Below are 12,800 nucleotides of genomic sequence, written 5' to 3' on the forward strand. Positions count from 1 at the left end.
CTTTAGGGCAGCTCTTTTTATGTATAATTTATTTATCATATTTTAAACTACATCATATATTGTAATTGTATAAAAATATTTTGGAGAAAGTTAAATGGATAAGCATTCTCATAGCATCTCAGGTGAAACTACCATAAATGATGGACACATTCATAATTACGGAGAAGTGACTTCAATTGAACCAAGTGGAGTGCCTCATATACATTACATTAAAGGAATAACTACTTATCATGAAGATCATGCACATGAATATGAAACTAGAACAGGTCCATCAATAACTATGCCTAATGGACTTCACTATCATTACTATGAAGCACAAGTAAAGTTTGCAGACGGACATCATCATTTTATCCGTGGGTATACTAGTGCAGAGTAGATAGACTAGCTTTATATTAAAGAGATTAAAAAAGCCTCGATAATTAATTTTATCAAGGCTTTCAAAATTATTGTATTTCAACAGTAACTTTCTTCATTTTTTGGTCAGTAAGTGGCTTATCTTGAGAATTTCTTTTTACACTAACGATTTTATCTGCAACGTCCATACCTTCAGTTACTTTACCAAAAGCAGCATACTTCCCATCAAGACTTGGAGCGTCCTTTACCATAATAAAGAATTGAGAACTTGCAGAGTCTGGATCATTAGTTCTTGCCATTGAAAGAACCCCTCTTGTATGTTTTAAGTCGTTCTTGAAGCCATTTTCACTAAATTCTCCAGGAATAGTTTTATCTGATCCTCCAGTACCTGTACCAGTTGGATCTCCTCCTTGAATCATAAAGTCAGGAATTACTCTATGAAAAATTACTCCGTCATAGAAGTTCTTTTGAATTAAGTCTACAAAATTATCTACAGTTTTAGGTGCAACATCAGGATAAAGTTCTGCTTTAATCTTAGATCCATCTTCCATTTCTATAGTTACAATAGGCTTTTTACCACTGTATTTACTTTTATAATCGTTACTTGATTTTGAAGTGTTAGCAGTGTTACTTGGTGCTTTTGTACAGCCACTTAGTGTAATGACTAAAGCTGCACAGGAAAGAAGTAAAATCTTTTTTATTAAACCTTTACTTTTCATATTTTAATCCTCCAGAAAAAGTATAGTAGTATTATGTAATGTTACCAAATATTAAAAATAAATTCAATATTATTGTGGTTTAAATTAAAATACTGGAATAGCCTATAATTATAAGCTATTCCAGTATTTTTTTCATGTTTTTATATAAATAGTAGGTGAGGTATCTTTAAATATATGAATTTGAAACTGAATTATTAAATATTTTTAATAAACGTAAGTAATGGTTTGCTTCACGTAAGGTATGGTCAGCTAATAAAGGTATTATTATAGATCTAATCTTACACTCTAATATACCTTCAGTGCCTTGTGCTTTAAACTTACTTATTCGAGCAGTTGCATTAAGACTATCTTCTGTGACTTTAGCTAGTGGTATTGTCATAGTCATAGATTCTTTTGCCTCTAAAGTCAATTGGTCAAATTCATTTCCGAAGTTTTCAGCTACTTTTTTTAGTTCATTTTCAGTTGGATCAAGAAGACCGTGTATAAATTTTGAATGTTCTGCCATAATTCTATTCCAGAAACTTTCCTGTTCATAAGCTTCTCTCTCTAAATTGACTTCTTGATGATTCTGCAATTTTTGAATTATATTAAGATAAAATTTTGCTTCTCTTAAAATATGATCAACAAGTAGCGGATAATTATCTGTAAATATCCTACAAGATAAGATATCTGATAGGAGCTTAGTTTTATAATTTATTAAAGCACTAACTAGTGACATAATTCTTTGGTTTAGCATATACACTCTTTGCTCAAGCTCAGATTTATTAATCATTATGTGGCCCGAAGCTAATCTGCTTTCAGCTTCAGTTATGCCAAGTGGAATATTTACTCCGGTATAATATGATGAGGCCATTTCAGCTTTCAATGTATAAGGTGTGAATACTTCACCAGATTGCAATACTTCAGGACTTACAACGCCATTTGAAAGGGATATAGCTTCAGATAAAAGTCTATCAAATCCCATACGAAAGTTATCTGCTTGTGAAATATAACCGGAACTAGTTGGTGTGAAATTAATTTGTAAAAAGAAGGAATGTTCTTTCATAATACGAGCAAAAAAAAGATGCAATTCGAGTGATTGCCTTATGAAGTCATCTCTAGACAACATATTTATATCTCCTAAAAATTAATTGAATTCACTATATATTATTAATAAGTTTGTGATGTGCTACTAATTTTGAGGAGTAAGGTCTGCCTCTATTGTGAACATGTTGAAGTATCCAGAAATAGAAAGTATATAGGAATGAGTAACAACATAAATAGAGTATAAAATATAAACCGATACATAAAATAAAATGAAGTAATTCTTGTAGAATATATTTAACCAGATAAGGAGAGATAAGTATGGATAAACCTGTTGTTGCAGGAAAAGCACCTATTCCTGTTGATTTGAAAAAAGGTGAAACTTATTATTATTGTACTTGTGGTAAAAGTGATAACCAACCATTTTGTAATGGAAACCATAAGGGTACTTCATTTGAACCACTAGCATTTACTGCTGAAAAAGATGAGACTGCATATCTTTGTGCTTGTAAGCACACTGGCAATCCACCATATTGTGACGGTTCGCACAAAAATCTTTAATAAAAATAAACTTTTAAGTTGCACTTCTAAATTTCAATGGAGTGCAATTTTTTTATGGGCATTTTAGGAATAAATTAATAATAATTAATACAATATTTCTTAAAATGTGCATTAGAGGAACTCATTGAAAAGTTCATCTAAAATATTGTGTATTATGTACACTGTTTCTTAAAAGAACCTAAAAATAAAGGTTGCAAATTCAATAGGATTGTCATATGATTAAAAGCGAATATAATCATATGAGAGGTGAAAGAATGGATTTAGTACAAGTGATGAAAGCATTATCAGATGAGACACGCATAAGAATATTAAATATTCTTAAAGACGAAGAACTCTGTGTTTGTGAGATTGAAGTTATACTAAATATCAACCAATCAAATGCGTCAAGGCACTTAAATAAGCTAACTAATGCTAAAATATTAGATTACTATAAAGTTACTAAGTATGTGTACTACAAAATAAATGAAGAAACAATAAAGGAATATCCTTTTATAAATGAAATCATTAGAACCCATGCAGCTAAAATGAATAAGTGTAATGATGACCATGAAAGACTTAAGAAATATAGAGAGAGTGGATTAAGTTGTGATGATTTAAAAGAAGGTAAAGTTGACTTTAATAATTATGCAAAATAGGAGTGATTTAAATGAGTAATAAAACATCAAGGTTATCTTGGTTAGATCGTTATTTAACGTTATGGATATTTCTTGCTATGGCAATAGGTATTCTTTTAGGTTGGGGTGTGCCTAGTTTATCAGAAGGGTTATCTAAGTTATCAGTTGGTACTACATCTATTCCAATTGCAATAGGGTTAATTGTTATGATGTATCCACCACTTGCAAAAGTAAACTACAAAGAACTAGGAAAAGTGTTTAGAAATCCAAAAGTTCTAGGATTATCAATAGTACAGAACTGGATTATAGGACCAATACTAATGTTTGTTCTAGCAGTAGTCTTTTTAAAGGGATATCCTGCATATATGACAGGCCTAATATTAATAGGACTAGCAAGATGTATTGCCATGGTCATTGTTTGGAATAGTTTAGCTGATGGAGATACAGAATATGCAGCTGCACTTGTAGCGTTTAATTCAATATTTCAAGTAATATTTTATTCAATATACTCCTATATTTTTATAACAGTTTTACCAACATTGATAGGCTTAACTGGTTATAAAGTAGACATTTCAATGGGAGAAGTAGCATCTTCTGTAGCAATTTATCTTGGAGTACCATTTGCACTTGGTATGTTAACAAGACTTTTCTTAGAGCCTAAAATGGGTAAGGAATGGTATACCAAAAAGTTTGTACCTAAAATAAGTCCATTAGCTTTAATTGCATTATTATTTACAATCATAGTAATGTTTACTTATAAGGGAAAGTATATTGTAGAATTACCTTTGGATGTTATAAGAATCGCAATACCACTTATGATTTATTTTGCAATAATGTTTTCAGTTTCTTTCTATATCAGTTATAAGTCAGGTATAGACTATAAGAAAACAACAACCTTGTCATTTACTGCAGCTAGTAATAATTTTGAACTTGCTATAGCTGTAGCAGTTGCAGTTTTTGGAATAGAATCAAAGGAAGCATTTACAGCTGTAATAGGACCACTTGTGGAAGTTCCAGTAATGATTGGACTTGTAAATGTAGCATTAGCATGGAGAAGAAAGTATTTTAGTTCTAAGAAAGAAGCATAATTAATATTAAAAGCGGAAAGACACATTCTCAAAATATTGAGAGTGTGTCTTTTTATATATAATTTATTTTCATATGATGGATTTGTGTTAAAATAATAGATATGAACACTGACGCAATTTAAAGAACTTGTATACGAAAATTTCAGTCTAGAATGAGGTGTAAAATGGATAGGGATAGAGTTTTAAAAGAACTATTAAATTCAGGAAATACAATTATAATGCCAGATGCCTATGATGGTATTTCAGCAAAAATAATTGAGTATGCGGGATTCCCAGCTGTTCAATGTTCTGGATATAGTTTTTCTATTGCAAAAGGTTATATGAGTGAAGAGGATATTGATTTAAAGAGGAATTTGAAAATTACAAAGGAAATTGTTGACGCAGTAAACATTCCAGTTATTGCAGATGCAGAAGATGGCTATGGTGATGGGGAATATTTTAGTAATGTAATAGAAGAATTTATAGGTGTTGGGGTATCAGGAATAAACATAGAAGATTTAAATCATCAAATGTTAGGAGACACTTTAAAAATATATAATGAAAGTGTAATGCTAGAGAAGATAGACACGGTTAAGAAGATAAAAAAAGAACTTAGCAAAAATGATTTTATATTAAATGCTAGAACTGATGCATTAAAGGCTTATGATAACAGAGAAAAAGCTATTAAAGTTGCAATAGAAAGGGCTAATAAATATATAAAAGCTGGTGCAGATATATGTTTTGTAGCATATGTAAAAACTCTTGATGAAATAAAGCTTCTTGCTAAAGAAATAGACGGGCCTATAAGCATAGCTGCAGGTCTCCCATATAACATACAAGAATTTTCAATAAATGATTGCATAGATTTAGGAATATCAAGAGTAAGTTTGCCGACATTTATGATTCTTAATTCAATAGAATATATGTCTAAAAAGCTTATTCACGTAAAAAAAACAGGGTCCTTTTTAGAGACAGTTAATGATAATACTTTATTATCAAATTTAAATACGTTAGACGACATCATAGGAATAAAAAAATATTAAAGTTTAAAAAAATTGGGGAGGAAATATCATGGAAATAAAAATTAGAAGTATGGTAGAACAAGACTGGAGATGTGTAGCAACAATATATCAGCAAGGTATGGACACAAATATTTCAACCTTTCAAACTGAGTGTCCATCTTATGAAGAATGGGATAAAGGACATGTTAAGAGTTGTCGTTTGGTTGCAGTAGATGGAGAGCAAGTTATTGGTTGGGCTGCATTATCTGCAGTTTCAAGTAGATGTGTATATGCAGGGGTAGGAGAATTAAGTATATATGTAGATAATAATTACAAAGGAAAAGGAGTAGGTTCGAAATTACTTTCAAGCTTAATAGCTGAGTCAGAAAATCATGAATTCTGGACAATTCAATCAGGTATTATGGAGGAAAATGAGGCAAGCTTGAATTTACATAAGAAATGTGGATTTAGAGAGATTGGATATAGAGAAAAAGTAGGAAAAGATAGGCATGGAAAATGGAGAAACACAATTTTAATGGAAAAACGAAGCTCCTTAGATAAATATAATTAAATAATATATAGATGATTATGAAAGTATATAAGAAATCCTTCTTATATACTTTTTAAATTTGGAGTGAGTTTAATAGTAAATATGAAGAAACAAATAGAGAATTACTGAATATAATATTGATATGCATATATATTGTGTTAATAAATGTTAAATATATATAAGACTTATTGACACTATATAGATGGATGTCTATGATTAATATATAGATAGTTATCTATATAAGAGGTGATTTAATGGATAAAAATTATGAAATAAATGCAAAAATTTTTAAAGCCTTATCTGACCCCAATAGATTAGAAATTTTAGATATTCTTTCTTGCGGAGAGAAATGTGCTTGTGATATATTAGAGAACTTTGAATTTACTCAACCTACATTGTCACATCATATGAAGGTTTTAATTGATTGCGATCTTGTTAAATGTAGAAAAGAAGGATTATGGAGTCATTATGCACTTGATAATACAAAGGCCAATAAGCTTATATTGTATTTAATGAACATTATAACTGAAACAGATGATTGTATATGCAAAAATGTAACTAAAAAAGGGAATTGCGAAAAATAGAATAAATGATTAAAGGAGTTGTATCTTATGAAAAAAATGATAATTTTTGATCCAGCTATGTGTTGCTCAACAGGAGTTTGTGGTCCAGGAGTAGATCCGGAGCTTTTAAGAGTGTCAACTGTATTAAATAACTTAAAGAGTAATGGAGTTATGGTTGAAAGATATAATCTAACAAGCAATCCGCAAGCATTTGTAGACAATAAAGTTATAAATGAATTGTTAAATAGCGATGGAGTAGATATTCTTCCAGTAATTATTGTAGAAGATAAGGTAGTTAAAACAAAAGGATATCCAACTAATGAAGAATTTTGTTCTCTTTTAGATATACCAGAAGATTATCTTAAGGTTGCAATAAAAAAAGCTACACTTAATGTTAAACCCAAGAGTTGCGGATGCAAGGGTGGATGTTGCTAATAGGCGAAGGGATGTGTAAATATGGCTACGCCATTTAATTTAAATGAGTTGGAATTAACTAAATATTTATTCTTTACCGGAAAAGGTGGGGTTGGAAAAACTTCAACTGCCTGTGCAACAGCTATGACCTTAGCCGATAGAGGAAAAAGAATAATGCTTGTAAGTACAGATCCAGCATCAAATTTACAGGATGTTTTTAATACTGAGCTTAATAATAAAGGAACTCAAATAAAGGAAGTGCCTAATCTTGTTGTTGCAAATTTTAATCCAGAAGATGCGGCTAAAGAATATAGGGAGAGTGTAGTTGGACCCTATAGAGGAAAGCTTCCCGATGTAGTAATAAAAAATATGGAGGAACAACTTTCAGGCTCTTGCACAGTTGAAATAGCAGCATTTAATGAGTTTTCAAATTTTATCACAGATGAAAAGATTCAAAAGGATTATGACTATGTAATATTTGACACTGCACCTACAGGTCATACCCTTAGAATGCTACAACTACCTTCAGCCTGGAGTAATTTTATAAATGATAGTAAACATGGAGCTTCATGTTTAGGTCAACTAGCAGGATTAGAAGAGAGAAAAGAGATTTATAAAAATGCAGTTAAAGCATTAGCTAATAAAGATTTAACAACATTGATTTTAGTGTCAAGACCAGAAGCTTCTCCACTAAAAGAAGCAGAGAGAGCATCTAAAGAGTTACAAGAAATAGGTGTGAATAATCAGCTATTAATTATTAATGGTGTGCTTCAAAATCATGATGATATGCTATCGACTGCATTATATGAAAAGCAGCAAAGAGCTTTAAATGAAATGCCTAAATATTTAACTAATCTTAAGACTTTTGAAATACCATTAAGACCTTATAATATAACAGGACTTGAAAATGTAAGGGCTTTTTTAAAAGAAGATAATGTAAAGCAAAGTGAAGAAAATTTAAATGTTGATGAGATTCCTAGACTAAAGGCTGTCATAGATGATTTATATAATTCTAATAAAAAAGTTATATTTACAATGGGAAAAGGTGGAGTAGGTAAAACCACAATAGCAGCAACTATTGCATTAGGATTAACAGAAAAAGGTGAAAAGGTGCATCTTACAACTACTGATCCAGCTGCACATTTGAAATTTGTTTTAGATGAAAGTTATGGTATAACTATAAGTAATATAGATGAGAAGAAAGAGTTAGAAAAATATAGAGAAGAAGTATTAAGCAAGGCAAGAGAAACTATGAGTGAAGAAGATTTAGAATATGTAGAAGAAGACTTAAGATCTCCTTGTACTCAGGAAATTGCTGTATTTAGAGCTTTTGCAGAAATAGTTGAAAAGTCGGAAAATGAAATAGTTGTAATTGATACTGCACCTACAGGTCATACTCTACTTTTGCTAGATTCAACTCAAAGCTATAATAAAGAAATACAGCGTTCTCAAGGTGATATACCAGAATCTGTTATAAAGCTTTTACCTAAACTTAAAAATTCAGATGAAACAGAAGTTGTTATAGTAACATTAGCTGAAACAACACCAGTTTATGAAGCTTTAAGATTAGACGAAGACCTAAAACGTGCAGGTATTAATAGTAAGTGGTGGGTTATTAACTCAAGTTTATATGCAACAAAAACCACCAACAAAATTCTAAAAGCAAAGGCGAGTAATGAAGTTCAATGGATTAATAAAGTGAATGAAATATCAAGTGGTAATTTTGCAGTTATTGAATGGAAGGCTGAAGATGTAAAAGGAAAAGAACTTTTAAATATAATAGACTGAAAATAATAAATAAAGGATAAGGACAAAATATTAATTGTTTAATAGAGTTAAGAACAGCTTTTGGTGACCTTAATCTCACAAATAATTAATAAAGAGGTGAACTTATGAATACTGAATGGAAATATAAAGTATTTACAGTAGATAAATTTATTAGTTTAGATAATGATTTATCCTTAGAAGAAGAGTTAAATAAATATGGAGAAGAAGGTTGGGAGCTTGTAGGAATTATACAAAAACCAATTACTTCACTAGGAAAGCCATCTAAGCTTAATGATAATTCAATTATATTTAAAAAAGCTTCTAAAAACTAAACAAAAACAACTAGATGAAAAGTAATTAAATTAGGAAGGTGTGTTATTTTTATGAATAAACCAAAAGTTGCCTTTATATGTGTACACAATTCTTGTAGATCACAGATGGCAGAAGCATTAGGAAAATTGTTTGCAGGGGATGTATTTGAATCATACTCAGCTGGAACAGAATTAAAGGATCAGATTAATCAAGATGCAGTTAGAATAATAAAAGATCTATATGGTGTAGACATGAATGAAAATCACAGATCGAAATTATTAACTGATATTCCAGACGTTGATATTGTAGTAAAGATGGGATGCAACGTAGTTTGTCCATTCTTACCAGCAAAGCTTACTGAGGATTGGGGATTAGATGATCCAACAGGCAAAAGTGATGAAGAATTCATAAAGATAGCCACAACAATTAAAGAAAAAGTTGAAGATTTAAAAAGTAGAATTTTAAATAATGAGATTGAGGGAATAAAGTAATTGAAAAAATAGTTAGAATTATGAATATAGTTCAAGAACATTCTCTATTAAATCTTTATCATTTGTAAAAGGTCGCACATGGTTTGCGACCTTTTTTATATAAAATTATATGGAAATTCTGAAAAAAGATATATATAATATAGTATATAGGAAGAATTACTTTTAAAGGAGAATAATTATGATTGAATATAAGTTTGATACACAGTTATTAATCGAAGGAGAAAATTTATCAGAAGATGATATAAATGAATATATAACAAAAAACATAGAAGGTGATTGTTTACTTGCAGTTGGAGATGAGGAATTAATAAAGATACATTTTCATACCAATACTCCATGGAAAGTTCTTGAATATTGCTCTTCATTAGGAGATATCCATGATATTGTTATAGAAAATATGGAAAGACAAGCCAATGGACTAAAGGGTTAATTTATAATTAATTTAGTATAATATTAAGTTATAACGAAAGGAATGAGGAAGATGACAGAAGTAACAATGTGTCAAAGCTGTGGTTTACCTTTTAATGAAGAACACGCACATTTCATATCAAAAGAACCAGATGGAAGTAAAAGTATTTACTGTACAAATTGCTATAAAGACGGAAAATTTATTGATCCCAATATGTCCATGGAAGATATGATTGAGCTAATTGTTCCTGTTTTAGGAAAAGCAATTGGAGAAGAAGAGGCAAGAAAAGAGATGACAGCTTTACTACCAACACTTAAACGTTGGAAGTAAGCATAAGCTACTTATAACTAAATACCAAATATAAAAAACAATCCATTAATTAAATTTGTTGGATTGTTTTTTTATTGATATCAATTAGTACTCCTTTTGTTATCAAATATAAATTTTAAAACATATATTAAACCAATGAGTATTTATTAATAAAAGGAAGTGATTGAAACGAGTTCAAATATCACGGAAAATAAAGAAATTGAGATTTACCCTACAGAAGACTTAATGCGTGAGCACGGTGTCATGCATCGTATGCTATTAATTTATAATGATGCATTGAAATATTTAAGAGGACAAAAAATGAATAGCGGAGTTAATATTTACACTATTATTTATAATACTGCTATGATAGCACAACATTTCATTGAAGATTATCATCAAAAACTAGAGGAACAATATGTTTTTCCGAAACTTTCAAGTAATTCTAAGTATAGCGAGCTTATAAATACACTTTTAAATCAACATAATGCAGCACGTAAATTAACAAATAATATAATTTATTCGTCAACAAAAAATACCTGTTATTTTGAAAATGACCTTCAATTGATTCGATTGTTATCACTATATATAAATATGTATGACCCTCATTCTGCACGTGAAGATACAGTTATTTTTCCAGCTTTTCATGAGTTAGTAAATCCTGAAGAATTTAAAGAACTTGGAGATCTATTTGAGAAAATAGAAGAGCAGAAATTTGGGGAGGATGGCTTTGAACGTATAGTTAGTGAGGTTACAAACATTGAAAAAGTATTAGGAATTTATAATTTAGATCAATTTACACCTATAGAAGTAAACTATATAATTTAAACAATTTCTAGTTAAGTAGACAGTTGAAAGAATAAACTCTTTTTATCTGTCTATTTTTTATTTAGCATTTCCCTCATTTGTTCCGTAGTCAGACCAAGATTATCTATCTTTAACACAACTATCAGAATTAATTATCTTACAAATGGTTACAATACAAATATATTTTTGATAACTCCTAAAATTATCATACATTGATGTTCTTATTATATTCATTTAAGAACTCTTTCGCTTTCTGAGCCATATCAAGATGGTCTCTATGCCATTCAGTTATCTTATTAAAGTCATGGAATCCAATCTCTATACTTTCAAATGATGCTTTTAAGCTTCCATCTATTACCTCGCAATAAAACAATATATGATATGATGTATGAGGTTGTCCGAAATCTCCTGGTATCCTCGTAAATATGTCTATGATTTCCTTAACTTCTACATTAAGCCCTGTTTCTTCATAAATCTCTCTTTTTATTGATTGTTGAGGGCTTTCACCTGTTTCAGTCCAACCGCCAGGAATGCCCCACAATTTATCGTCAGCACGTCTTTCTAAAAGAAATTTTCCTTCTTGTGAAATAATTACTCCATTTACGCCAACCTTAGGAGTTATATAACCTAACTCTTTTTTAAATCGTTCAACAATTATTTTCTCGTCAATATTACATATCTGAGAATATTCATTTGATGCTAATTCAAGTAATTTTTCGTATCTTTCATGGTCATATGGGTCTTTTGCATAACACAATCCAAGTTGTGCTATTGAGCGAATTTGTTCTAAAAGTAATAATATATTATCCATATTTCCCAACCTCCATACAATTTCTAAAAATTAAAACTCCGACGCAAAATTTTACTATTGTTCATTAGATTATAGTTTTTAATAGCACTTATTATAACATAATTTACAAAATATCACATTTGCTATACATACATTGGCTCTCTATTTTTCAAATCTTTTATTTTGATATATAAATGTGTTACATTGCTTTCAACTATAAAGGTCTTAGTCTTTATTTTAAATATTTATATTGACAATGTGACTCAAAAGTCATATTATATGACTAAGAGGTCACATGACTCATGAGTCACAAGGAGGGATGATAGTAATCAATAAAAATAAATTGATTGCTTAAGATAATAAGTAAATAGAGAAAATAACAATGAGGTGGTGCTAATATGCCAAAGGATACTTTTTTAAATTTACCTCTTGAGAAACAAGAGAAGATAATGAGAGCAGCAATAAATGAATTTATAAGTAATGGATTTGAAAAAGGGAATATAGGAACCATTGCAAAAAATGCTGGAGTAGCTAAAGGTAGCATGTATCAGTATTTTGAAAATAAACGAGAATTGTTTATGTTTTCAGTAAAGTGGTCAATAGAATTTCTAGTAAAAAAGTACAGTACCTATATGACACTTGGAAATAAAGAAATTAATTTATTTGAATTCCTTTATGCTAATGCTAAGGATGTATGGGTTCAAATGAGAGAAGAAAGAGAATTAGTTATATTCATTCAAGACGTATTTTTAGGAAAATATAGCGGGTTAACTGATGAATCAATGGAATATATGATGAAACTTTCAAATGAATATCTCTTAAAATTAATCAAAGATGGACAAAATAATGGTTCTATAAGAACTGATATAGACGATAATATTCTTACTCTTTTTATAACAGGAGTATCCTTTAAGATTAAGGAACACATGATGAGTAAGGCAAGAAGTCTTGGAGAAGATATTGTAGATGAAGATTTTTCTAAAAATGAAAGAGACATAAAGGCAATGATAGAGCTTCTAAAAAATGGAATGGGAAGTAAAAAATAAGAC

18 protein-coding genes are annotated in these 12,800 nt (G+C 29.9%); 15 read left to right on the plus strand and 3 right to left on the minus strand.

Annotation, left to right across the window (positions count from 1 at the left end; translation table 11 throughout):
• Positions 1–94 precede the first annotated feature (94 nt).
• Entirely contained in the window at positions 95–376 is a 282-nt protein-coding gene (locus tag PTZ02_RS04520; RefSeq protein ID WP_274226627.1) for a YmaF family protein, read from the plus strand.
• Between the two features lie 67 nt (positions 377–443).
• Here PTZ02_RS04520 and PTZ02_RS04525 read toward each other — a convergent pair whose 3' ends face one another.
• Both PTZ02_RS04525 and PTZ02_RS04530 read right to left on the minus strand, forming a co-directional pair.
• The gene (locus PTZ02_RS04525) at positions 444–905 is read right to left on the minus strand and encodes a peptidylprolyl isomerase (RefSeq protein WP_274228061.1); all 462 of its coding nucleotides are present in this window, start codon (positions 903–905) and stop codon (positions 444–446) included.
• A gap of 334 nt (positions 906–1,239) precedes the next feature.
• Positions 1,240–2,181 (minus strand): DUF2935 domain-containing protein, encoded by a 942-nt coding sequence (locus PTZ02_RS04530; RefSeq protein WP_274226628.1) that lies wholly within the window; start codon positions 2,179–2,181, stop codon positions 1,240–1,242.
• A 236-nt stretch (positions 2,182–2,417) separates the two neighbouring features.
• On the opposite strand from PTZ02_RS04530, the gene PTZ02_RS04535 reads away from it, so the two are divergent.
• The 13 genes from PTZ02_RS04535 to PTZ02_RS04595 all read left to right on the plus strand — a co-directional run bounded on the left by PTZ02_RS04535 (position 2,418) and on the right by PTZ02_RS04595 (position 10,982).
• Complete coding sequence (locus PTZ02_RS04535; protein ID WP_274226629.1) at positions 2,418–2,657, plus strand: CDGSH iron-sulfur domain-containing protein; 240 nt, start codon at positions 2,418–2,420, stop codon at positions 2,655–2,657.
• A gap of 254 nt (positions 2,658–2,911) precedes the next feature.
• Positions 2,912–3,292 (plus strand): ArsR/SmtB family transcription factor, encoded by a 381-nt coding sequence (locus tag PTZ02_RS04540; RefSeq protein ID WP_274226630.1) that lies wholly within the window; start codon positions 2,912–2,914, stop codon positions 3,290–3,292.
• An 11-nt stretch (positions 3,293–3,303) separates the two neighbouring features.
• Entirely contained in the window at positions 3,304–4,359 is a 1,056-nt protein-coding gene (gene arsB, locus PTZ02_RS04545) for an ACR3 family arsenite efflux transporter (protein ID WP_274226631.1), read from the plus strand.
• Between the two features lie 164 nt (positions 4,360–4,523).
• Positions 4,524–5,381, plus strand: coding sequence for an isocitrate lyase/PEP mutase family protein (locus tag PTZ02_RS04550; protein ID WP_274226632.1), 858 nt, complete (start codon positions 4,524–4,526; stop codon positions 5,379–5,381).
• Positions 5,382–5,409: 28 nt separating this feature from the next.
• Positions 5,410–5,910 carry a GNAT family N-acetyltransferase gene (locus PTZ02_RS04555; protein WP_274226633.1) on the plus strand — a complete coding sequence of 167 codons (501 nt, stop codon included), beginning with the start codon at positions 5,410–5,412 and terminating at the stop codon, positions 5,908–5,910.
• 233 nt (positions 5,911–6,143) lie between these two features.
• Positions 6,144–6,473 carry an ArsR/SmtB family transcription factor gene (locus PTZ02_RS04560; protein ID WP_274226634.1) on the plus strand — a complete coding sequence of 110 codons (330 nt, stop codon included), beginning with the start codon at positions 6,144–6,146 and terminating at the stop codon, positions 6,471–6,473.
• A gap of 27 nt (positions 6,474–6,500) precedes the next feature.
• Positions 6,501–6,887: an arsenite efflux transporter metallochaperone ArsD gene (gene arsD / locus PTZ02_RS04565; protein WP_274226635.1), complete on the plus strand. Its 387-nt coding sequence runs from the start codon at positions 6,501–6,503 to the stop codon at positions 6,885–6,887.
• Between the two features lie 21 nt (positions 6,888–6,908).
• Positions 6,909–8,654 carry an arsenical pump-driving ATPase gene (gene arsA, locus PTZ02_RS04570; protein WP_274226636.1) on the plus strand — a complete coding sequence of 582 codons (1,746 nt, stop codon included), beginning with the start codon at positions 6,909–6,911 and terminating at the stop codon, positions 8,652–8,654.
• Positions 8,655–8,758: 104 nt separating this feature from the next.
• Positions 8,759–8,965, plus strand: a complete 207-nt coding sequence (locus tag PTZ02_RS04575) for a DUF4177 domain-containing protein (RefSeq protein WP_274226637.1) — start codon at positions 8,759–8,761, stop codon at positions 8,963–8,965.
• Between the two features lie 51 nt (positions 8,966–9,016).
• A complete protein-coding gene (locus PTZ02_RS04580; protein ID WP_274226638.1) occupies positions 9,017–9,436 on the plus strand; it encodes an arsenate reductase ArsC in 420 nt (139 codons plus the stop codon).
• 178 nt (positions 9,437–9,614) lie between these two features.
• Positions 9,615–9,866: a kinase to dihydroxyacetone kinase gene (locus PTZ02_RS04585; RefSeq protein ID WP_274226639.1), complete on the plus strand. Its 252-nt coding sequence runs from the start codon at positions 9,615–9,617 to the stop codon at positions 9,864–9,866.
• Positions 9,867–9,917: 51 nt separating this feature from the next.
• Complete coding sequence (locus PTZ02_RS04590) at positions 9,918–10,175, plus strand: zinc ribbon domain-containing protein (protein ID WP_274226640.1); 258 nt, start codon at positions 9,918–9,920, stop codon at positions 10,173–10,175.
• A 159-nt stretch (positions 10,176–10,334) separates the two neighbouring features.
• Positions 10,335–10,982: a hemerythrin domain-containing protein gene (locus PTZ02_RS04595; protein WP_337992983.1), complete on the plus strand. Its 648-nt coding sequence runs from the start codon at positions 10,335–10,337 to the stop codon at positions 10,980–10,982.
• 184 nt (positions 10,983–11,166) lie between these two features.
• On the opposite strand, the gene PTZ02_RS04600 is transcribed toward PTZ02_RS04595, so the two are convergent.
• Positions 11,167–11,772 (minus strand): NUDIX hydrolase N-terminal domain-containing protein, encoded by a 606-nt coding sequence (locus PTZ02_RS04600; protein ID WP_274226642.1) that lies wholly within the window; start codon positions 11,770–11,772, stop codon positions 11,167–11,169.
• Positions 11,773–12,149: 377 nt separating this feature from the next.
• Between PTZ02_RS04600 and PTZ02_RS04605 the strand changes: the two genes are divergently transcribed.
• Complete coding sequence (locus tag PTZ02_RS04605) at positions 12,150–12,797, plus strand: TetR/AcrR family transcriptional regulator (protein WP_274226643.1); 648 nt, start codon at positions 12,150–12,152, stop codon at positions 12,795–12,797.
• Positions 12,798–12,800: the final 3 nt, after the last annotated feature.

The sequence above is a fragment of the Clostridium sp. 'White wine YQ' genome (assembly GCF_028728205.1).
Lineage (GTDB): Bacteria > Bacillota > Clostridia > Clostridiales > Clostridiaceae > Clostridium_T.

Excerpts from the sequence above, each read along its gene's own strand:
- arsD (WP_274226635.1), top strand. The coding sequence starts at position 6,501 with ATGAAAAAAATGATAATTTTTGATCCAGCTATGTGTTGCTCAACAGGA.
- PTZ02_RS04590 (WP_274226640.1), top strand. The coding sequence starts at position 9,918 with ATGACAGAAGTAACAATGTGTCAAAGCTGTGGTTTACCTTTTAATGAA.
- PTZ02_RS04535 (WP_274226629.1), top strand. The coding sequence starts at position 2,418 with ATGGATAAACCTGTTGTTGCAGGAAAAGCACCTATTCCTGTTGATTTG.
- PTZ02_RS04600 (WP_274226642.1), bottom strand. The coding sequence starts at position 11,772 with ATGGATAATATATTATTACTTTTAGAACAAATTCGCTCAATAGCACAA.
- PTZ02_RS04575 (WP_274226637.1), top strand. The coding sequence starts at position 8,759 with ATGAATACTGAATGGAAATATAAAGTATTTACAGTAGATAAATTTATT.
- PTZ02_RS04520 (WP_274226627.1), top strand. The coding sequence starts at position 95 with ATGGATAAGCATTCTCATAGCATCTCAGGTGAAACTACCATAAATGAT.
- PTZ02_RS04530 (WP_274226628.1), bottom strand. The coding sequence starts at position 2,181 with ATGTTGTCTAGAGATGACTTCATAAGGCAATCACTCGAATTGCATCTT.
- PTZ02_RS04605 (WP_274226643.1), top strand. The coding sequence starts at position 12,150 with ATGCCAAAGGATACTTTTTTAAATTTACCTCTTGAGAAACAAGAGAAG.
- PTZ02_RS04555 (WP_274226633.1), top strand. The coding sequence starts at position 5,410 with ATGGAAATAAAAATTAGAAGTATGGTAGAACAAGACTGGAGATGTGTA.
- PTZ02_RS04580 (WP_274226638.1), top strand. The coding sequence starts at position 9,017 with ATGAATAAACCAAAAGTTGCCTTTATATGTGTACACAATTCTTGTAGA.
- PTZ02_RS04540 (WP_274226630.1), top strand. The coding sequence starts at position 2,912 with ATGGATTTAGTACAAGTGATGAAAGCATTATCAGATGAGACACGCATA.
- PTZ02_RS04585 (WP_274226639.1), top strand. The coding sequence starts at position 9,615 with ATGATTGAATATAAGTTTGATACACAGTTATTAATCGAAGGAGAAAAT.
- PTZ02_RS04560 (WP_274226634.1), top strand. The coding sequence starts at position 6,144 with ATGGATAAAAATTATGAAATAAATGCAAAAATTTTTAAAGCCTTATCT.
- arsB (WP_274226631.1), top strand. The coding sequence starts at position 3,304 with ATGAGTAATAAAACATCAAGGTTATCTTGGTTAGATCGTTATTTAACG.
- arsA (WP_274226636.1), top strand. The coding sequence starts at position 6,909 with ATGGCTACGCCATTTAATTTAAATGAGTTGGAATTAACTAAATATTTA.
- PTZ02_RS04525 (WP_274228061.1), bottom strand. The coding sequence starts at position 905 with ATGGAAGATGGATCTAAGATTAAAGCAGAACTTTATCCTGATGTTGCA.
- PTZ02_RS04550 (WP_274226632.1), top strand. The coding sequence starts at position 4,524 with ATGGATAGGGATAGAGTTTTAAAAGAACTATTAAATTCAGGAAATACA.